The organism is Vibrio sp. QJM3NY_39, from assembly GCF_057785895.1.
The window spans coordinates 1,093,769-1,114,120 of the sequence record NZ_CM173506.1 but is presented as its reverse complement, the minus strand read 5'-3'; the positions used below and the strand labels follow the sequence as shown (position 1 = coordinate 1,114,120).

Genomic DNA, 20,352 nt, shown 5'->3' with positions numbered 1-20,352 from the left:
TATTCGTTGATATTCCTTTTGATTGAGAGTGCCTATGACTTCAATACCGACACACTTACAAGATGCAAAAACACTGTTATCAGAAAATGGTTTCGCAACGGGTGATACTTGGTATCACGGCACATCTTCAGCTTTACTTGCGTCTATTCAAGGTCAAGGGCTAAAGCGCTCTGGAGACAAAGCGCTCAACGAAGCGGCTTCAAAAACCATGGCGACCATTGGCAACAACTACACAGAATCCGTTGAACCCGTCTTTTTAACTCAGAGTAAAGAACTGGCGTATTACTGGGCTCAGCAAACCATTCGCGAGCGCAGCACTCGTTTTGAGGGTGAAGAGCAACCTATCGTGTTAGCCGTCAATCTATCTGACAAACAACAAGCAAAAGTCAGACCGGATGTAGGCGCAATGAGCCTGTTGATGATGAGTGTTGGCGAGCAATTCATGTCTCACCTCACCGAGATCTATCAAGAGAACAACATTGCAGGCCCCGACATCGAGCTTCGCACTGCCGATCGCATGGACTATCTGAATAAACTTGGGATGGCCTACATTGATGAAAACATCAGCCGAGCTTGTGTTCAAGAGTTATTGGAACCTGAACTGACCAGCTAATACCGTTCAATCAACCGACCTTAATTAGAATTAAAAATGGCTCCCAATACGGAGCCATTTCTACTTTCTGTATACAAAAATAAGTTACCTAAAAATATAGGTATTGAAAATATCTATACTATAGACACAGACGGCCTTGCTGCGCAGCTTGCATCATTTCGATATCACCTTGTAGCGAACGATAAACGACGGTATTCCACACCTCACCATTATCCATTTCAAACTCGATAGCATAGTTCAAACCGGCGACGACCTGAGTTCGAACACTCAAGATCTGTTTGAGCTTAGCAGAGGTGTCCATTTGGCCAAGAACGACGTCTAACGCTTGCTTAGCTTGTGGTGTGATATCACTTTGCGACCAACCACCCGTCAGATTTTTAGTGCTACAAATCGGATTCGCATTCTCTTGTGATCGAGCTGGAACCTCAGATTGCTGACTGCATCCTGCTAACACAGCGACACTAAACAAGGTTGCTACTCCAAGTAATGATGTTAATCGTACTTTCTTCATAAATTCTCTCTACCTCTGTCATTCACGAGGCGTTACCCACAATGATGTTTCATATGCAGACAAGCTTAAACCTCGAATGTCATCACTTCATCAGAAATTATGCTGTAACGATCCCCTAAACACAGAACACTGTCAGAAAAACAAAGCCGAGCACTCATGCTCAGCTTTTTATCTCAATGGCTTAAATATCATTGATGATAAAAAGCCATTGAGGTTAGTGTCTTAATGAAAGTACACCAACATTTCGACATCATCCCCTTGCTGTTCTGCACTGAGCAAGAAGTGCACATAGCCTTCTTCTGTTACAGGGATTTGTAGGTACTCATTGCTACCACGGTAATCAGACGCATAGTCATGTTGTCCTGCCGTTGGCCAATATGAGTGACTGGCGAACAGATCGACGTTGCCTCGATTTGGTTGCTCTGTATTCTTATCGTTCAACCACACTCGAACCTCATGTACGCCCTGTGGTACATAGACTGCTGCATAACGTCGTTGGTGCACAGTCAATACTTGGGCCTGACCGGATTCCAATACTACAGGCGTTAAATCATCTTGTTCTTGTGTTGGTTGTGTTGGCGTTTCTGTTTCTAACGAAGCCAACAGTGTCACATCATTGAAATCGGTACGCCCCGCAATACTCATGTAGTAGCGTCCCGGTTTGATATAACCTGATGCCTCTGGTTCAAACGTCACATGCTCATTGCTGCCGTTGCCGTATTGGCTAAACTCGAAGTCGTAATAATGCGCCTCTTTGCTGTAACTCATATAGAGGTCAGCATCACCTTGGCTTTGGCCCAGAGCATTACCTTCAATCGAAACCTCAAAATGCGTGGTGTTCTCTGGTACATCAATGTAGAAAAGCTGTTCGCTATAAGCCGTGCCGGTTAACAGCACATCTTGGTTTGAGACAAGTACAGTGACTTGATCAGTTGGCTCTCCTGGGTTCGGATCCGGGTTTGGTATCTCAGGCTCGGTTGAGACAGATTCTAACCAACGCTCAAACTCACCATTGTATTGTTGCCCAAGGACTTTCACTTGCTGCGCCCATTCGGCAAACTGACCAGTACGAGACAGTGTCAATAAGCTCTGCACCTCTTGAGGATGTTCTTCCATCATAAAGCGCACCGCCAAGTAGCCCCAGCGATAAATACGGTTGGAATCATGAGAGTAGGTGGTCGCAAGCACATCCGATAGGCTCATCTTCCCGCTGTTAATCAAGCTTACCGCAGCATCGTAGCCTTGCTTGTAATGCATGAATTCGGCAAAACCTTCTAACCACCACACCACATAACCGTGTGCCAAGTTGTCGCTAAAGGAGCCGTATTGGTTAAAGCGCGCATCGAGGTAATGAGTGTATTCATGTTCAAGATTAAGAATAGAGAGGTCATCGCCATTGGCGTAACGGTAAGCAACGAAACGCGCCACGTTCCTCACCTCTGCAGGGTTACCCTCTAAGTACTGACCGCCGTTGTCTGTGGTATTACCAAACAGGAACGACGAGTAATCGATATAACTGCCTTTGCTGCCAAACACCGCCACTTCAACTCGGTTGTTGTTATCGTCGGCGACAGGTTGTTGACCCGTATTCGCGACCTGGTGGAAATCGGCCTCTTTAACGGCCAACACATTACAAGCTTCCATCGCTTGTGCTTGCGTTAAATCTTGTGAGCGGATAATTGCAGGCCCTTGGCATTCATGACGATTAGGAAGAACACGCATCGCTAAATCACGTTTTGCTTGCTCAAGATCCAATCCGTTTAAGCCTTCAGGAGCGTAATACCCCATCATCTCAACCGCTGCTAACCAAAGTTTGTCGTGCTCACTGCCAAGCGGGTTTTGTGCCATCACTTGCTGCATAACTCGCAACGCTTTGTCTTTAGTTTCTTTGTTTGGGCTTGCAAGTAAGCGACCTGTTTCACGGACTGCGTTATAAACAAGAAAGCCGGCATCAGTATCCAGTGCCCATGAGTTATCACGAGCGAACGCTGCAAGTGTATCAATATGTTGAGAATTGCTTGCCATGTAATCATAAAAATCATCTCTAGCCGCATGACCTGCCATTGCTCGAAACAGATTGTTTAGCCCGTCGACCCATTGTGAGTCTTGCGCGGTCTCTCTATTGAAGTGGCTCAGTGCCGCAAGTTGTGCATCCATTGTGAGTGGCAGTTGCTTTACGTTATCAACCATTAGCGTCAGGCTTTTCATTGCTCCAACTTGTTCACGACCTTGGTCTAGCGCAGTAGGATTAGCTAAGAAGGCAATGGTTGACTGAGCAAACCGCTGGCTCAACGCTTCACTGAAGTCTTGTGCTTGCGCGTTATAGCGAACGTAATAAGCCGCACGAACAAACTCGCCAAGGTTTTCTAGTTTACGAGCTTGTTCTTCTTCACCTCGATAACGGGCAATTTCTAGGCTCAGCGTGGCTTGAATGCGGCTTAAGCTCGCTTCACTATAAATATTGTTTAATGCATTCTCAGATGCAGAGAACCAAGAACCATAGCGACTGTAGTCCGCCGTAGAGACGGAAAGAGCGAGATCAGAGGCCAACTTAAGATCAGAAACATCACATTGATTTTCGGCAAAAGAGAAACTGGAAACACCAGCAAGCACACAAGCGATCGCCAAACGATGACGTGGGAATAAACAGGTATGAGACATACAACACTCATTAGTTAATTATATATTTTGGGTCGCCGTTATATTCCTTACGATTAACAAGGTGAATTCAGTTGCTTATGATTTATGAGGTTGGTTCAAAAAATAGATATTTTGCGTTATTTTATAAATTCAAAGGTTTATGCTCGACAAGAACTCATAAGCTCAAAACACTATCGAACAATACAAGCTACTGATAATAAGGTAGTTTATTTGATCATTAATTGATTTAGATATGGCAAGGCTATGTTGTTAAGGATGACCGCAAGTAGTAAACTTGCGACCAATTATGCAACTTATCTCTCAATTCATAGGCTCAAGTAACGTTACGACAGACTCGCTCCAAGTAACATGACTCAAAAAAATACTAAAAAATTTGTGTCCTGTAGACAGTGCAAATCGAATAAAAATAATTATATAAACCTAGGCTAGGTTCGGTTAATCAAATGAAAATAACGTCGTCTTTAGGCTCACTGTTGGCTAGCAGTCTGTCTATCGAAAAAAAACAGCGAGCGCTGATAGAGCTCGTTATCAGTACTTATCAGCCACAAGAGCGCACTGCTCTTTTCCAAAGCGTGACTGAATATCGTAGAAGCCAATTAGAATTGCTTTTCCCTGAGCATCAAAACAAAAGCTATTCGGTATTGTTTGAGGTGATGGACTACCGCGATCTGATTCTGCGCTATCCAACTACACTATCTACAGAGGTTGCTCTTCTAGAGCAGGCCGCAGGACAGTGCTATATGCATTGGCTAGATTTCTGGTGTGAGTGCGAAATTGCTGCGATCAAAGCAAAATCGCCATTGAACACCAAGTCCCCTTCTCCTGTCGATCTGCCCATTAAAGATAGTGCCTACTACGGTGCAATCGTTGAACACATCGAAGATGCTCAACTTGTAGTGCAAACACCCTGTCACCCACAAGGAATGTCAATCAGCGATGCCATTGCTTTAAGCAATCTTGAGGTGTTCATCAAGGGTGAAAAATGGTTTGAGATGCTGCCTTTATTACACCTTTCCCAGGCAGGTAAGCATTTTATTCTACTCAAACATCCCGTTGATGAAGCCTTTCCGACACTGGTTTCCTCTGCGCTGATTCAAGATTGGTCTAAGAATGAAACTTGGTTAAGTTACGCGCCACCGTTCAGCAATGAACAGTGGCAATACTGTTTACCCGATCATGGTTACGATGATTTCGCTGAGTTACAGATATTCACACCGTCTACACTGTCAAAATGTCATTCTCTCCTAGAATTTGATAATAAGTTTCAGTTACAATTGTCTGACAAAAGTGCCATATGTGAAGTGCTCCGCCTGACAGTAAGCGGTAATACTCAACAAAGACTCTATTTCCTCTATCTCGCCCAAAAAGAACTAATGAGTGTATTGCACCAAGTAGGGTACAAAATCGGCTTCACCATTATCGAGCAGCCTTTCATGCTCCAGTTTTATCAAGCTACCGATCCCAAAGCGTATTTCCATTCCGGATATTGCGAGTTAAATGATGACGGTACAACCATTTATCGTGGATTGTGGAATTTCGAAGTGATGGTCAAAGTATTTAATAACACCGATTTTCGTCGCTACAAACGCGCAGTACGTGAGAGTAGAAAGCTAGGCTCAGCAGAAAAAGTAAACTCGATAGAAAAACTAAGTTCGGTAAAAAGAGATGAACATGTTTGATTTCGGCCTAGAGGCGATCATCTATGCCAAAGCAATAACGCTTCTTATGACGGCAGCAATCGTAGTAATGTGGTTACTCTACTATTACTATCGTCTGAAGCAAAAAAATGAAGCCATCGCGGGCACGCACCATGTGCCTTACATTGCTTACTCGGTTTGCATTGTTGCGTGGATCAGCAGCAACGCGTATTTCCATACCGACTTATTACCGGAGCTTGGCGCTTCGGCCGCGGTGTTGGCGGCAAAATTTGCCAATCTCGCCTCTTTCTTTGCGTTTGCATTTGCCTACTACTTCTCGTGTCAGCTCGCAGCCGAGCAACGCAATGGTAAAGTACACATATGGCAACAGGCTATTTTTGTCGGCTCATCAGTCTATGCCCTCTTTATTAATTTAAGTCCGGGGTTAACCGTTGAACACGTCGACATTGTCGGCCCAAGCCAATTCGTTATTGAGTTTGGTCCTCATACGCCATATTTCTTTATCGGGCTGGTGAGCTTTGTTGTCCTGACCTTAACCAACCTTGTGGCCATGCGAGCTAATAGCAGCAAACTAATACTCGCCAAAACCAGTTACATGATTGCGGGCATCTTAGTTTTCATGCTTTCTACCGCAACCATTCACCTTGGCATGACATACTTCATGCATGATTTCTCACTAACCTGGTTACCACCAGCATTGTCTATTAGTGAGATGCTGTTCGTTGGTTATGCCCTGCTGACCTCTCGCTTCTACAGTGTTAAATACCTAGCTTATATGAGCCTTAACGCGCTATTGGTGTGTGCAATTTTAGTGATACCTTTCGGCGCAATATTCATCCCATTGACCGACAACAACCAATGGCTAATCGCAATACCTATCTGTGCGCTTATCGGCATCACTTGGCATGTACTCTACAAACGCGTGAGCCATTACGCCTCTTTATTGGTTTACAGAAACAAGAAAACGCCTGTACAGCAAATCCTTGCTTTAGAAGAAGACTTCAAACTATCTATTGATGACGCGATGCGTCGCTTGGGTAACCTACTGCAAATTCCAGAAGACAAATTGCGCCTCGTTAACAGCAACTACAACGAGACCTTCTACGAAGACTACCTTTCAACAAATAAGTCCGTTTTGTTATTCGATGAACTTTCTGAAGAGTTAGATTACGCAGAGCCCACGAAAAGCTCGATCAAGGCGCTTTATGACAAGATGAGCTCAAATAACACAGCCTTAGTTATGCCTTTGTTTGGTCAAGGGCTGTCTGTCTCGCACTTATTGATATCATCACACAAGAGCAACGACCAAATGTTTTCTAATGAAGAGATCTTGGCACTGCAAACCCTGTTAACTCGTGTGCAAAGTACCATCGAAGCTGATAGACGCATTCGTCAAAGCCGAGCACTAGCGAACTCAATTGCTCATGAGATGCGTAACCCGCTCGCTCAAGTACAATTGCATTTTGAAGTACTAAAGCAGCACATTGATAACCAAGCACCAGCAAAACAGATACTGCTTGATATTGAGAACGGCCAAGCTGCCATTCAACGTGGGCGACAATTGATTGACATCATCTTGCGTGAGGTCAGTGACAGCTCACCGGAGCATGGGCCGGTTGCGATGACCTCTATTCACAAAGCTGTGGATCAAGCAGTAAGCCAATACGGTTTTGAAAACGAGAAGATTATTGAACGAATTCGTTTACCACAACATGCTGATTTTGTCGCAAAACTCAATGAGACCTTATTCAATTTTGTCATTTTCAACCTGATACGTAATGCGATCTATTACTTTGATTCTTATCCAGAGAGCCAAATTGAGATCAGCACTAAAACCGGATCGTACGAGAACATTCTCATATTCCGAGACACAGGTCCGGGCATTGACGAAACCATTGCTCATAAGATTTTCGATGACTTTTTCTCGTATCAAAAAAGTGGTGGTAGCGGCTTAGGATTAGGTTATTGCCAACGCGTAATGCGCTCATTTGGCGGTCGAGTTGAGTGCCACTCTAAACTGGATGAATTTACTGAATTCCACCTGTATTTCCCAGTGGTACCTAATGCGCCCAAAGCAGACGCGCTTCGTACGCCTGATTTCAATGATTGGAAACAAAGCCAATCAACGACTGAAGATAAAACCAAAGCGGATATACAGGCAGGTTTACAAACGAGTCAACATGCTCCAAGTAGCGTTCAAGAACAATTAGACCATCTCGCCCCCACCGTGCTCATCGTTGATGACAAAGAGGTACAACGCACACTTGTTCAGATGTACCTGAGCCGACTTGGCGTAAATAGCTTGCAAGCCAAAAACGGGGGAAATGCTGTCGATCTGTTCAGATCACACAAAGTTGATTTGATCTTAATGGACGTACAAATGCCAATAATGAATGGCTTTGACGCAAGCCAGATCATCAAGGCGCGTTCACCTCAAACACCCATCATTGCTTTGTCTGGGGAGTCGGGACAACACGAGTTAGATATGATCAGCAAACTGATGGATGGTCGCCTAGAGAAGCCAACCTCTTTGAAAGCACTGCAACATGTACTCGATAACTGGCTGAAGAAAGACATGAGAGCGAACGTTTCTAAAGAGGCTGAAAGTGAAGAGTAGATGGCTAACAGCTAACAAGTTAATCACCGACTGATAAAAAATCCCCTCAAGAAAGGTTCTTGAGGGGATTTTTATTTTGGGGTGAACTCGTGAAATTCAGCGAGTTATATTTCATTAATACTGTTGTTCGATCAAACGAATAAAGTAACACCCGTTTCTTGGTTAATTGAAATAGATTGTGCCACTCTATTTCTTACCAACCTTAAATTGATAACGTCCGATCGCCACTCGATATCATAAACTCGAACCTCATCGTTTTGCGTCAAATTATGTACCGTGGCAACTTTAAGAACCGCTTCTTGGCTACGCAAAATCGTGTAAGCTAAATCACTAGTTGCAGGGTTGTCTGGCGCATACCCCAACAACAAAGTTGCTGAACTATCCGTTATCAGCTGCTGATTAAACTCGGTTTGCCCATCAATCGAATAACGTAAATCGATGGACTCTTTAAGTGGTATCTCATGGCAACTCGTCATTCTTGTTAAAGGCCCATCTAGTGGATTGTCGCAACCTTGTGCCTGTGCCAAAGCACAGTGTTGTCCTCTGATATGCCAGACCAAATCCAATTGTTGTTGGTGAGGATTTACCGCTGTATTGAATTCAATCGCCACATCCCCTAACCACAGAATTTGACGACGAAACACAACGTCTTTGTACGCGGCTAAATCCCACTGAACAATAGTATGGCTATCGACCGTCGGTAACTCCCCACACCAATCTGTTTGTGTGTCTAACCATGCGTAGGACTGTTCTTTTACAAACGTATTCACCTGAGGGTTGGCTGGCGGTTGATTCTTCTGATTCACCGCCAAGGTGTTGTGCGTCACCGTATTTTTATAATACCCATAATGCAGTTCAGCACCGTACCCTGTTGTTCCCAAGTCAGGCAAAATTTCTTTACCATTTCGAGTAACGATCATCCCTAGTCGATCATAGTGATCATGCTCACCACCATACGGAGAGTGCTTAATTAATAGCATGTTATCGTGCTCTCGATCGTGCATGATCGTGACGCCTGATTGTTCTGCATGAATAGACTGGCACATGAGCAGCTCTGCCACAGGTAATGCATCAACACCGTACAACAGTGCGTCGATATTGTTGCGTGGCTTATCTTGATAGATGCTCTGCAACGCCGATGCAAATAAAGGGTCTCGAAACTCGCGATACCCGAATTCGAACAAGTGGCTATGAGTTAACTTCTCTTGACCCGCAATACAGTCGTTCAGACGTGGAAAGTCACCCGTATTTATGAGTAGCTTGAGCGGGAACGCCAACATGGTATGGAAGTTTGGTACCGATTGTAGTGAGTACTCTGTTTTACATGCCATTTTTTCGAAATTCAGAAGTGCTTGTAAAGCGTAGTAATGATAATGGATAGAACCTTCAAACCATAAGCCCTCCCCCTTTACACCATACTCTAACTGATACTTCAAGCCATAAGGCGTGCTCACCGCAAAGTCGATGAATTTTCGGTCACCAAGTATCAAGCCTATCACACCAATAGTCGCAGAAATTTTCATTTCATGGTTATGCAATTGATCAGCTCGATGTTGCATCAGGAACTCAGCGCCTTCGCGTAACAAGCGCTGTTCAATAAACAATTGCTCTTCGGTATTCAACTGCTCTTTAACGAAATCATAGCCTCGGGCAAAATCAATATTGCAATTCGCTTCGCAAAGAGTCTGCGCATTTGCTTTTCCTGGACCGTTATATGGAATACCGCCGTGTTCTTCGTAATTCGGGTAGTATTCAGCATAACCCAATAAGATCTCACGAACTTTTTCGAAGTATTTGCGGTCTTGAGTAATGTGCCAAAGCAAGCCTAGGTCATTACACGCTTTCGAATTGAGCCCATTAAGCCAACGCCACCATGCTCCGTCATAAGGTTCCCCAGTAAGCACCTCGCCATCAACAGGGCATACATGTTCAGTGGGTCGGTCTCTATCCCAACTTAAGCGAACCCCATGCGTGGGGCAAAAATAATATAAATTCCATGTTGCGCGGGCATCAGGTGGAACGAGAGTGTCTGAAGTAAGCACAACCTGATTATCTTGAATAATTTGTTCGATGATCTCTTGGCTGGCATTTTGACGAATGACCGCCATTTCCTGAGAGGTAAACTGCAGCATAATGGATACCTATACTAAATCTTTAGATGGATGAAAATTGAAGTATTGTTTGGCGTTTTGATAACAGATATTCTCGACACTCTGTTTAAGCAAAGGCTCATCATTCGGTAATTCCCCGTCATCGACCCACTTACCGAGTAAGTTACATAGAATGCGACGAAAATAGTCATGACGAGAGAGTGACAATACGCTGCGAGAGTCGGTTAACATTCCGACAAAGCGTCCTAGCGCCCCTAAATTTGCTAGATCTTGAAGTTGTTTTTCCATACCCGCCTTATGATCGTTAAACCACCACGCAGAACCAAGCTGCACTTTACCGGGCTGCTCATCACTGTCTTGAAAGGCGCCTATGATTGACCCAAGCACTGGGCTATCTTTCGGGTTAAGGCTATATACGATGGTCTGAGGGAGTTGGCGGTCTTGATCTAACAAACTCAATAAATGACTCAGGTTTTCTGCAATTGGGTTGTCACTGATAACACTGAACCCCGTACCGCCACCTAACTCATCAAAGCGGCGCTTATTCACATTTGTTAAAACTCCAATGTGAATTTGCATCGACCAACCGTGCTTATGATAAGCCTTGCCAAGCACTTCAAAAACGGCCGTCTTAAACTGCGAAATTTCTTCACTATTCAACGCATCACCACGTTTGACCTTTGCTATAGCTTGATCAAGTACGTCAGGGTGATAGTGTGAAAAGTCCACAACTTTTAACCCTAAATCAGATAAACAACAGTTGTGCTGTGCAAAATAATCCACGCGAAAGGTAATTGCTTTAGCGTAGGTTGCAAAATCTACCACATCAGTGTCGGTGATCGAAGCCAGTAAATTAAGCACCTTTAAAAAGCTATTTTGATTCTCTATTTCAATCAGGCTGTCAGCACGGAATGTCGGTAAGACTTGTACAGTAAATTCTGAACGATTGAGCTTATCGTGATAGCTCAAATCACTCAGTGGATCATCAGTGGTGCACAAGGTATCGACTCGACTCTCTTTAAGCAGAGCTTGGAATCGGTGAGACTCTTGGCTGAGTTTTTGATTACAGTGTTGCCAAATAACCTCGCAATTCTCTGAGTTGAGTAGTAAATCGAGATCGAAGTATTTCTTAAGCTCCAAGTGACACCAGTGATACAGCGGATTGCCGATCAGATACGGCATGGTCTCACACCACTTTTGAAACTTTTCATAATCACTCGCATCACCTGTGATGTAATGCTCATCGACTCCGTTACTTCGTAATGCACGCCACAAGTAGTGATCGCAACTCAACCAAGCCTGAGCAATATTGTCGTATTGATGGTTGTCATAAATCTCTTTGGCCTCTAAATGGTTGTGATAATCAATAATGGGAAGCCCTGCCGCGTAATCGTGATATAAACGCTTGGCAGTGTCCCCCTGCAATAGAAAATCTTTATGTATGTATGAAGACATAATTCAAACTCTTATAAAAAACTGTATTGATAAACTTTAGGGAAAAACTCAGTCATGAAATTGTTTCCTAAAGCCCCTCTACGAGGTGGTTCATATAGGCCAGAGAGACACTCTCTCTGACCTATACTCGTGTTACTTTTATCTAACTAGTTGTTGCTGATTACTTGGATGTAGACATTTCTAAACGAGGCGTTTTTCTCGCACTCTTTAATAACAGAGAACCCACAGTCACAATTACCGCCCCACAGAAGACAAAGGCCATGCGACCCCAGAACGGGTTCGGGATTAGTACCATCGCCGTTACAAGTGCACCGAAAACCAGAATGAGCTTGCCTAGCATATCGCGTTGTTGGCGATCCATTTCATCTTGTCCTTCCTCTTCGATAACAGGAGTCGCAACATCACTCCAAAACTCTTTAAGTTCTGTATTTCGTTTGCCCACTGGCTCTTTGTAGAACTTAGTTGTTAGACAGAAGAAACCACCCGTGATCACAAGGTGCCCAATAACCCCAAGCAGAACTTTTAGGTCACTCGCTTCACGTCCCGTGAACGGAACCTCTAAGTTTAATAAATTGGCAACAACGTCTGCTGTAAGCACAAAACTCACGATGTAAGACACCAGCATGCCCACAGCCAATGTGGCCCAAGCTGCCCAGTCGGGCGTTTTCTTAATAAACATACCGAAGAATAACGGCACTAGAATTGGCATCTGTAACAGAGTACTTACGTACATCATTGCGTCGAAAAGGCTCAAGCCACGAAGAGAGTTAATGAACAGAGCCACCATGATGATCAATATGCCGAAGACCATAGTCATGAATTGACTCACTCGCATCAGCTTCTTGTCATCCGCGTTTTTGTCTATGATTGGTGCGTAAAAGTTACGCACGAACACACCTGAATTTCGGTTTAGACCTGAATCCATTGAAGACATTGTTGCTGCAAATACAGCCGACATAAGCAGTCCCACCATACCAACCGGCATGACGTTTTCGACAAACACTAAGTAGACTGCATCAGCTGCTTTACTACCAAGTTCAGCCGCGTGTACAGTTGCCGCTTCAGGATAGATAATTGCCGTTACCCAAGGTGGTAAGAACCAAATTGCAGGTCCTACCAGCATCAATACAAACGCAAGGAGTGCCGCTTTACGTGCGTTAACAGAATCTTTCGCCGTTAAGAAACGATATGAATCTTGCATGTTGTTGATGTTTTGCAGCTGCTTAACGAACATGAAGATAAACCAAGATACGAACAGCAATGGATAGTTCATATCAGAGCCCATGACACTGTCGGCAGGGAATTGCTCGATAAGATTCGCTGGACCACCAATTTTTGCCAATGCAGCCACAGCACAAACCACCGTCACCGCCATGATCACAACCATTTGTACAAAGTCTGAAGCAACAACCCCCCATGCTCCGCCCAGTACTGAAATGAAGAGAACAATCAAGCCAGTCACAACGATCGTGGTTTCGATATCCACTTTAAACACAGCACTAACGAAGAGTGCGAGACCATTTAGCCAAATACCGGTGTAAACCACACTTGTCGGCATTGTCGCCCACGTAAACACTTGTTCATTCGTTGCACCGAAGCGACGACGCACACCTTCAATAGGTGTAACAACACGCATTTGTCGAAAGCGGTATGAAAAGAACAACCACGAAAGTAGAAAGCCAAATGCGTTCGCCATGAAAATAACCATGATTGGGAACCCATCGGTAAAAGCTTTACCCGCAGCGCCAGTAAATGTCCAAGCACTAAACTGCGTCATGAATGCGGTAGAGCCAACCATCCACCACAACATCTTGCCTCCTCCACGAAAGTAATCACTGGTAGAGCTGCCTGCAAAACGTTTGAAGATGACGCCAATCGCTATCATAAAGATAAAGTAGACACCAACAACGAGCATGTCGATATTCATTACGAACCCCTTTTCATTATTGTTCTGTTTGAATGATTTAATTTTTAAAATACCGTTTCATTATTACATTAACGACATTTTATTTAAGGGTGTTCTATGGTTTTTGTGATCTAAACAATGTAAAAGTCATACAAATTAGATCGAGTTTGAATTATCGAGAGCGACGTTTTTTTGTGTTCTAGAGATCACTGATCAATATTTGGATACATAGTGGATCAAGCAGCCACAAATTGATCCCGAAACCTTGAGTTAAGGCGACAAAAATACGAGCCTAGATGGGCGTACAAAGCTATTATTCGTGCGTCTAATACTTTGCCATTTCCCAAACATTAGCCACGAATTAGCCAAACACCTGATAAAAAAAAGGTTCATCGCGGCTTTCCGGGGAAAGCCGCTTTTATCTTCAAGAAGAAGTAGTCTGTATCTCGATACCCATACCCCATTCGCTTGATTAACTTTATCTTGTTGTTTATCCCTTCCAGTGTGCAGGTGTTCAACGGATAACTTGCCGATGCGATAATGCCGTGAAGATAAGGACTCAGTTTTCGTGCGAACTCTTTCAATGGCTTAATTCCACTCTCTTGCACTTGTTCCCACCACGTGTCCCAGAGCCCCTTCGCGTGCCCTTCGGATTCACAATACCAAAGCTCTTTGAGTTGGGCTCCGAGTATATAAGTGGTCATTAAGTCCTTATTGATATTCAATATTTCAGTAAGATAGCTATCTTGACGTGTATTTAAGTTGCCTCTATTTTTCAGCAGTACCCACCGTGAGCGCTTCACCCATTGCCTCGCTTTTTTATCTTGCTTGAGTTTGTTGGCTTGGTCGACTCTGACTCTATCCATCACCTCGCGACCGAACTTAGCAACAACATGGAATAAGTCGTAAACGATTTTTGCGTTCGGGCAGTGCGCTTGAACTTCAAGGTCAAAAGCCGTATTCATGTCCATCGCTACTGCTTCGATATTTACCCCATTCTCGCCTAGCTGCTCGAAGAACGGCCGTATGTCCTTGCGGCTGCGGCCTAATCCAACCCAAATGACTTGATGAGTCTTCGCATCAGCGATGACGGTGGCATATCGATGCCCTTTAAAGATGGCGAACTCATCCATCACGAGCTGCTTTAGCTCACCCCATTTCACTGGCGGCACCACTTGTCGAAGTCGGCGTTTATCTATTTCTTTAATGGTGTGCCAATGAACGCCCGTAATTTGGGATATATGCTTAATGGGAAGCAGGGGTAGCAGTTGTTCTATATAGCTTTTTAGGCGCTTTGTTATACGAGCATAAGGCTCTAACCAAGAGAGAGATTCTGTTTTTATGCCGCAGTCACGACACTTAATCCTTCGAGTTTGAACGGAAAGTTCAACAGGCACACCGAGCAACATGGCATCCTTTACGTGACGCCATTGATACTCATGGATAGCCTCGGCCTCAAGACCACAAAGGCATTTAGCCTCAGAGCTAGGTTTAAGAGTCAGGGTAATAAGTGATGCTGTCTGGAGAGACTTTACTATTTGAAAGCCTTCCCAGAATGAAGATAGGAAAGTATGATTCGGCATAGAAACGGTAGTTTGTGTATGATTTTTGTTTGGCGACTAAACCATATCACTTACTACCGTTTTTGTTTTTAGTTCCCGCTAATCCGCGATGAACCAAAAAAAAGCCAGCCTCTCATAGGGCTGGCTCTCTCAAATCAAGCGGTAGAATTAGTCCAGAAGTGAACGAACGTAATCCGCAATTTCTTGATTTTGGCAGTTGTCAAAGAAACACTGTTGGAAGCGAGGGCTACCCACAGCAGTCTTCACAAGATCTTGGTCGATTGCGCGCAGTGAATCAATAAAGTTATCCTTCACCACTGCCGCTTTCACCTCATTAAGAAGTGCAGCATTGCGCTGTTGAGGTTCAGCTCGCTCTAATGGGTAACCTTGACCACGCTCACCCGTGAAGGCTTTTTCAAAGATGTAACGAACGTTCAGTTCACCAGCCCAACCAAAACCTTTCGCAAAAGCGAGCGCGATAGCATTACCGTTGTTGATTTGGTTAAACAAGAACGCATCAGAAGGCTCTAAACAGTAACCACAAACCACGCCTGGATGTAAGTTCAGCGACATCAAAGCACCTTGGCCAGTGCCACATCCTGTCACAACAAAGTCAACAGCCTTTGAGTTAATCAGAATGCTCGCTATAATACCTAGATGAATATACGTTAAGTGGTGATCATTCTCGTCTGTCATTCCTAAGTTGAAAACATCGTGACCAAAACCACCAGCAACTGACTCTAGTTCAGCTGATACCATTGCATTTTTGCCTGCTTGACTATTTTCCATCATTAATGCGATTTTCATTTACTTTCTCCCGCAGCATTACTGCAAATTTAAAAATTAGTGCTCAAATGTTCGCTCTAAAAAATTTAGAGCTTAAACAAAGTCTTTACGCATTGGCGTAAAGTTATCAATTAATACGCCGGCTTCTAGGCAAACACAGCCATGTTCGATACCCGGCTCTTTGTACATAGTGTCGCCTGCGCGCACCACTTTCGTTACATCGCCAATCGTGAACTCAAAGGCTCCCGACAAAACGTATGTGAGCTGCTCATGAGGATGGGTATGCAACGCACCAACTGCGCCTGTTTCGAAATGAACTTCTACAGCCATCACGTTCTCGCTATGAGCAAGCACCTTGCGGGAAACTCCCGCACCAAGATCTTCCATTTTCACGTCTTCGTTATACACAAACATGTCGTTTTTATTCCTGTTGTTGCGGCGTAATTTTGCACTTGGCGTTATCTTGGTATAGACGAAAAATAGTAACGAGGTTAATCCCTATCACTGATATTTCCATCAGCGAGCCACCAATTGAACCAATAATCAGATTATTAGTTAGCCAGCATGCAGCTCCCAATAAAAAGCCGACTCTTAGTGCAATACCATTCAATCTTAATATTGAGTACGTTCCAATAATCGTTCCGGCTAAAGGCAGAAGTTGATACCAATGCTGAGCAAAACCGATTCCGCTACCAACTGCGAGGGCAATAAAGAACCCTGCAGCCCACAGCGATTTGGTGTACATAGCAGTGCAAGTTCTGAGTGCTGAAATCAAAGCACCGATTGCCGATGTAATAGAACCCAATAATAAAAAGTGGATAAGATGGTTAACGTTCAACATCAACATGACCACTTTGAGCTTTTTGTCGTCCTTCTGGTAAAAGGTCGAAAGGCCCAGAAGGAAACTTAGTAGCCCTACAGCTTGTGCAACGATCTCGTTAACCATCTTATATTACAAAAGTCGTTAGCGAGCTAACCAACCACCGTCAACAGCAATGGTGTAGCCGTTGATGTAATCCGATGCTGATGAGGCTAAGAACACACATGGGCCAGCCACATCTTTCGGTGTACCCCAGCGTTCGGCAGGAATACGTTCAAGAATCGCTTGATTGCGATCTGCATCTTCGCGCAATGCTTGAGTATTGTTCGTTTCCATATAACCGGGGGCTATCGCATTGACGTTGATATTATCGCGTGCCCATTCGTTCGCCATCGCACGGGTAATACCCATTACAGCACTCTTAGACGCAGTATACGAAGGAACACGAATACCACCTTGGAAAGAGAGCATTGATGCAATATTAATGATCTTGCCGCCAGTGCCTTGCGCTTTAAACTGCTTCGCAACCGACTGAGACATAAAGAAAACGGTCTTAGTATTGATGTTCATTACGTCATCCCAGTTTTGCTCAGAAAACTCAATCGCGTCTTCTCGGCGAATAATGCCGGCATTATTAACAAGGATGTCGATGTGACCAAACTCAGTCAGCGCTTTATCTATAATTCCAGGAATATCTTCCTGCTTTAGAAGATCAGCACGTACGTCTAAAAACGTATGACCCGCTGCATTCATTTTTTCAATGGTATCTGTTGGCTCAACACGATTTACGCCAACCACTTTACATCCAGCTTCAGCTAAACCAATTGCCATACCTTGACCAAGGCCGGTATCACAACCCGTCACTATCGCTACTTTACCTTCCAGATTGAATGACTCTAACATCATGTTCGCTTCCTCAATTACGTTTAGTGTTGTGGCATTTCTGTAATGTCGCCCACTCGATTTAGTCATACAATAAAACATAAATTCGTTGCTGACAATTATTTTTGAAACGACATTTCAAAAATAATTTCTAATTAAGTTAAAACTTTGAAGTTGATCGTTCTCGTTTTTTATTTTTTTGAAAAGGCTTTTTAGAAATTACGAAAAGTGGTATTTTGTCTTGATATTAGATAGCCCAAAGGAAGAAAAATGGAGAAGTCCACCCAACCAGAAGCCGTTTCATCGGTATTAAAAGTTTTTAATATTCTTGAATCTCTGGGGGAACAGAAGGAAATAGGCGTATCAGACCTTTCACAACGTCTAATGATGTCTAAAGCCACTACCTACCGCTTTCTACAAACAATGAAAATGCTTGGCTATGTATCTCAACAAGGCGAAGCTGACCGATATTCACTTACATTAAAGATGTTTGAGCTTGGCTCAAAGTCACTCGAGTGGGTTGATATGATCACAATCGCCGAGAAAGAGATGCGTGTGATTTCAGAAGAGACCAATGAAACCATTCACTTAGGTGCGTTGGACCATGGCTCTATCATCTACATACACAAAATCGATTCTAGCTTCGCCCTGCGCATGCACTCACGCGTTGGTCGAAGAAATCCTCTGCATACGACTGCGATTGGTAAAGTATTATTGGCAGAACGTGACGAAGAATTCGTTCGCACTCAGTTGGCAGACGCCGAATTTGTGAAAAGTACAAAAAATACCCTTGAAAATGTCGACCAACTTGTCGATGAACTTAAAGCGGTTAAGCTACAGCACTTTGGCGAAGATAATGAAGAACAAGAGCCAGGCTTACGTTGTATCGCAGCTCCAGTTTACGACCGCTTTGGTACCGTAACTGCCGGTGTCTCAATTTCATTTCCTACTATTCGATTTGATGAAGAGAAAAAAGCTCACTATGTGGAGTTACTGCACAACGCAGGCAGAAATATATCCAAGCAATTAGGGTTTAATGATTACCCAATCAAATAATAAAGAAGGCAGCAATTATTGCTGCCTTCTTTATTGCGCGTTGTCCCATCGATTACCAGCCCAAGAATCATGACAAGCCATGCTATGTGTAAATAGAACTGCATATAGATCAGATAAATAGCTTCCCCCGTCATCAGATCGCACGAAGACCTGCAAACCTATAACCCACCATGAACGATGATCTCAAAGATCACCTAAACCAGATATTCTAGGGATTTAGAAACAATCCCATGATTTATAAGGTAAAACGGTTTATACATAATAATGTGTTATTTAAAGTACTGAAATTATCATGACGCTCAAAGAAATCCTGAAAATTCCCAATGTCCGCTACTTCTTGATGTTCAGAAGCAGCTACTTTGCGCGTTTTTATTACCCTATTTTCACCCTACTCTATTTAGATTACGGATTAACCCTTTCTCAGTTTGCCATGCTAAACGTAGTTTGGGCGGCGACCATTGTGCTTGCGGAAGTGCCATCAGGGGCATTCGCCGATACCTTAGGTCGCAAAAAGCTTGTAGTGCTGTCTTCGATTGTGATGTTCATTGAGATCGCCATGATCGCGCTTGTACCGACTGGAGATACTAATCTAGTCTTCATTGTTTTTCTGGTTAACCGGATATTAAGTGGCTTAGCGATGGCGTTGGCCAGTGGAGCCGACGAGGCATTGGCTTACGACACCTTGAAAGAACAAGGCAATGAAGAGTTGTGGCCGCGAGTGTTACAAATACAGCTCCGTGTCGCCTCAACTGTCGGTATCTTTGTCACTCTAATTGGTGCGGCGATGTACGATGTGAACTTTATGACGAGCATCTTTCATGCCCTCGGATTAGCAGAGCCAGAAAGCACTAAAGACCTGATGCGTATTCCCGTGTTCGCCACTTTATTTGTTGCGATGATCGCCATTTATGCCGCGGTTAACATGCGCGAAGAGAAGAAGGTGATGCCAAGCGATCAAACCAAATTAGCAACCACCATTGCCAGCCTTAAATTAACGGCTGAAACAGGTAGGTGGGTACTTGCTACGCCTTATGTGCTGTTCATCTTGCTGTACTACAGCCTGTTCGAACATACCTCGAGAATGTTCCTAACCATGAACAGCCAATACTATCTCGCCATCGAGATTCCTATTATCTACTTCGGTTTTATTGGCGCGGGGACCAGTTTGCTCAAAATCATATTGGCGGGACAAAGCCGTAGATTGGCAGAAAGTATCGAGCCTAAAACCTTTATTGTGGTCATGGGGTTAGCGAGCATGGCGACCTACTATTGGATCAGTTTGGGGTGGTCAATCTACGGGGTCATTCCTGCACTGGTGTTAATATTTATTATCATGACGATGAACATTTTCATTAGTTACCACCTAAACAAAAAGACCGAATCGCACAACCGAGCCACTGTTCTTAGCTTTAAAGGCCTGATGTTTAATCTCGGATACGGTTTGATCGGTATTTTGTACGCTTACTACTACAAGTTGGTATCTCAGGGCTACACCGAACAAGAGATAGAGCAGAGCCTCGCTTTCTTGGCTTCATTGTCTTCGTTCTGCTACTACTTCGCCTTGTTGTTCGTTTCGATCAGCGCGTTGTTCTATTTCAAAAACAAGAAAGAGCCTATCTTTTGAAGAAAACGTCGATCTTTTCAAGAACGCTCTGATACCGAAAGGAAAGGTGAGCCTCTGGTTATAAATAGACCATGTCGCTTCTTATTATGG

At 43.9% G+C, this 20,352-nt stretch carries 15 protein-coding genes; 5 read left to right on the top strand and 10 right to left on the bottom strand.

Annotated features, from left to right (window positions below; all coding sequences use genetic code 11):
- The first annotated feature begins 34 nt into the window (after window positions 1-34).
- Complete coding sequence (locus AC3CHU_RS20860; RefSeq protein ID WP_237289362.1) at window positions 35-613, top strand: hypothetical protein; 579 nt, start codon at window positions 35-37, stop codon at window positions 611-613.
- A 118-nt stretch (window positions 614-731) separates the two neighbouring features.
- Here AC3CHU_RS20860 and AC3CHU_RS20855 read toward each other — a convergent pair whose 3' ends face one another.
- Both AC3CHU_RS20855 and AC3CHU_RS20850 read right to left on the bottom strand, forming a co-directional pair.
- Window positions 732-1,124, bottom strand: coding sequence for a cystatin family protein (locus AC3CHU_RS20855; protein ID WP_065206969.1), 393 nt, complete (start codon window positions 1,122-1,124; stop codon window positions 732-734).
- A gap of 222 nt (window positions 1,125-1,346) precedes the next feature.
- Complete coding sequence (locus AC3CHU_RS20850; RefSeq protein WP_488525575.1) at window positions 1,347-3,785, bottom strand: M9 family metallopeptidase; 2,439 nt, start codon at window positions 3,783-3,785, stop codon at window positions 1,347-1,349.
- Window positions 3,786-4,228: 443 nt separating this feature from the next.
- Here AC3CHU_RS20850 and AC3CHU_RS20845 point away from each other — a divergent pair, with 443 nt between their 5' ends.
- Window positions 4,229-5,464, top strand: a complete 1,236-nt coding sequence (locus AC3CHU_RS20845) for an acyl-homoserine-lactone synthase (protein WP_488525574.1) — start codon at window positions 4,229-4,231, stop codon at window positions 5,462-5,464.
- Complete coding sequence (gene luxN, locus AC3CHU_RS20840; RefSeq protein WP_488525573.1) at window positions 5,457-8,060, top strand: quorum-sensing autoinducer 1 sensor kinase/phosphatase LuxN; 2,604 nt, start codon at window positions 5,457-5,459, stop codon at window positions 8,058-8,060. The genes AC3CHU_RS20845 and luxN overlap by 8 nt, the downstream gene beginning before the upstream one ends.
- Before the next feature lie 131 nt (window positions 8,061-8,191).
- Here luxN and AC3CHU_RS20835 read toward each other — a convergent pair whose 3' ends face one another.
- The 8 genes from AC3CHU_RS20835 to kduD all read right to left on the bottom strand — a co-directional run bounded on the left by AC3CHU_RS20835 (window position 8,192) and on the right by kduD (window position 17,606).
- The gene (locus AC3CHU_RS20835; RefSeq protein ID WP_488525572.1) at window positions 8,192-10,192 is read right to left on the bottom strand and encodes a heparinase II/III domain-containing protein; all 2,001 of its coding nucleotides are present in this window, start codon (window positions 10,190-10,192) and stop codon (window positions 8,192-8,194) included.
- A 9-nt stretch (window positions 10,193-10,201) separates the two neighbouring features.
- The gene (gene uxaC / locus AC3CHU_RS20830; RefSeq protein WP_488525571.1) at window positions 10,202-11,626 is read right to left on the bottom strand and encodes a glucuronate isomerase; all 1,425 of its coding nucleotides are present in this window, start codon (window positions 11,624-11,626) and stop codon (window positions 10,202-10,204) included.
- A gap of 160 nt (window positions 11,627-11,786) precedes the next feature.
- Window positions 11,787-13,553, bottom strand: a complete 1,767-nt coding sequence (locus tag AC3CHU_RS20825; RefSeq protein ID WP_371977443.1) for a sodium:solute symporter family transporter — start codon at window positions 13,551-13,553, stop codon at window positions 11,787-11,789.
- A gap of 368 nt (window positions 13,554-13,921) precedes the next feature.
- The gene (locus AC3CHU_RS20820; RefSeq protein WP_488524348.1) at window positions 13,922-15,115 is read right to left on the bottom strand and encodes an ISL3 family transposase; all 1,194 of its coding nucleotides are present in this window, start codon (window positions 15,113-15,115) and stop codon (window positions 13,922-13,924) included.
- Window positions 15,116-15,262: 147 nt separating this feature from the next.
- Window positions 15,263-15,901, bottom strand: coding sequence for an RpiB/LacA/LacB family sugar-phosphate isomerase (locus tag AC3CHU_RS20815; RefSeq protein ID WP_488525570.1), 639 nt, complete (start codon window positions 15,899-15,901; stop codon window positions 15,263-15,265).
- Window positions 15,902-15,973: 72 nt separating this feature from the next.
- Window positions 15,974-16,294, bottom strand: coding sequence for a cupin domain-containing protein (locus tag AC3CHU_RS20810; protein ID WP_010431369.1), 321 nt, complete (start codon window positions 16,292-16,294; stop codon window positions 15,974-15,976).
- Between the two features lie 7 nt (window positions 16,295-16,301).
- On the bottom strand, window positions 16,302-16,826 hold the full coding sequence (locus AC3CHU_RS20805; protein ID WP_488525569.1) for a YgjV family protein: 525 nt from the start codon (window positions 16,824-16,826) through the stop codon (window positions 16,302-16,304).
- Between the two features lie 18 nt (window positions 16,827-16,844).
- Window positions 16,845-17,606 (bottom strand): 2-dehydro-3-deoxy-D-gluconate 5-dehydrogenase KduD, encoded by a 762-nt coding sequence (gene kduD / locus AC3CHU_RS20800; protein WP_488525568.1) that lies wholly within the window; start codon window positions 17,604-17,606, stop codon window positions 16,845-16,847.
- A gap of 246 nt (window positions 17,607-17,852) precedes the next feature.
- Between kduD and kdgR the strand changes: the two genes are divergently transcribed.
- Window positions 17,853-18,638 carry a DNA-binding transcriptional regulator KdgR gene (gene kdgR / locus AC3CHU_RS20795; RefSeq protein WP_488525567.1) on the top strand — a complete coding sequence of 262 codons (786 nt, stop codon included), beginning with the start codon at window positions 17,853-17,855 and terminating at the stop codon, window positions 18,636-18,638.
- A gap of 292 nt (window positions 18,639-18,930) precedes the next feature.
- The gene (locus AC3CHU_RS20790; RefSeq protein WP_488525566.1) at window positions 18,931-20,262 is read left to right on the top strand and encodes an MFS transporter; all 1,332 of its coding nucleotides are present in this window, start codon (window positions 18,931-18,933) and stop codon (window positions 20,260-20,262) included.
- The last annotated feature ends 90 nt before the right edge of the window (window positions 20,263-20,352 follow it).

What these genes read in the sequence shown, in the direction of transcription:
- AC3CHU_RS20810 (WP_010431369.1), bottom strand. Translation starts at nt 16,294, where the DNA reads ATGTTTGTGTATAACGAAGACGTGAAAATGGAAGATCTTGGTGCGGGA.
- AC3CHU_RS20790 (WP_488525566.1), top strand. Translation starts at nt 18,931, where the DNA reads ATGACGCTCAAAGAAATCCTGAAAATTCCCAATGTCCGCTACTTCTTG.
- kduD (WP_488525568.1), bottom strand. Translation starts at nt 17,606, where the DNA reads ATGATGTTAGAGTCATTCAATCTGGAAGGTAAAGTAGCGATAGTGACG.
- AC3CHU_RS20855 (WP_065206969.1), bottom strand. Translation starts at nt 1,124, where the DNA reads ATGAAGAAAGTACGATTAACATCATTACTTGGAGTAGCAACCTTGTTT.
- AC3CHU_RS20825 (WP_371977443.1), bottom strand. Translation starts at nt 13,553, where the DNA reads ATGAATATCGACATGCTCGTTGTTGGTGTCTACTTTATCTTTATGATA.
- AC3CHU_RS20850 (WP_488525575.1), bottom strand. Translation starts at nt 3,785, where the DNA reads ATGTCTCATACCTGTTTATTCCCACGTCATCGTTTGGCGATCGCTTGT.
- luxN (WP_488525573.1), top strand. Translation starts at nt 5,457, where the DNA reads ATGTTTGATTTCGGCCTAGAGGCGATCATCTATGCCAAAGCAATAACG.
- AC3CHU_RS20815 (WP_488525570.1), bottom strand. Translation starts at nt 15,901, where the DNA reads ATGAAAATCGCATTAATGATGGAAAATAGTCAAGCAGGCAAAAATGCA.
- AC3CHU_RS20860 (WP_237289362.1), top strand. Translation starts at nt 35, where the DNA reads ATGACTTCAATACCGACACACTTACAAGATGCAAAAACACTGTTATCA.
- kdgR (WP_488525567.1), top strand. Translation starts at nt 17,853, where the DNA reads ATGGAGAAGTCCACCCAACCAGAAGCCGTTTCATCGGTATTAAAAGTT.
- AC3CHU_RS20845 (WP_488525574.1), top strand. Translation starts at nt 4,229, where the DNA reads ATGAAAATAACGTCGTCTTTAGGCTCACTGTTGGCTAGCAGTCTGTCT.
- AC3CHU_RS20835 (WP_488525572.1), bottom strand. Translation starts at nt 10,192, where the DNA reads ATGCTGCAGTTTACCTCTCAGGAAATGGCGGTCATTCGTCAAAATGCC.
- AC3CHU_RS20820 (WP_488524348.1), bottom strand. Translation starts at nt 15,115, where the DNA reads ATGCCGAATCATACTTTCCTATCTTCATTCTGGGAAGGCTTTCAAATA.
- uxaC (WP_488525571.1), bottom strand. Translation starts at nt 11,626, where the DNA reads ATGTCTTCATACATACATAAAGATTTTCTATTGCAGGGGGACACTGCC.
- AC3CHU_RS20805 (WP_488525569.1), bottom strand. Translation starts at nt 16,826, where the DNA reads ATGGTTAACGAGATCGTTGCACAAGCTGTAGGGCTACTAAGTTTCCTT.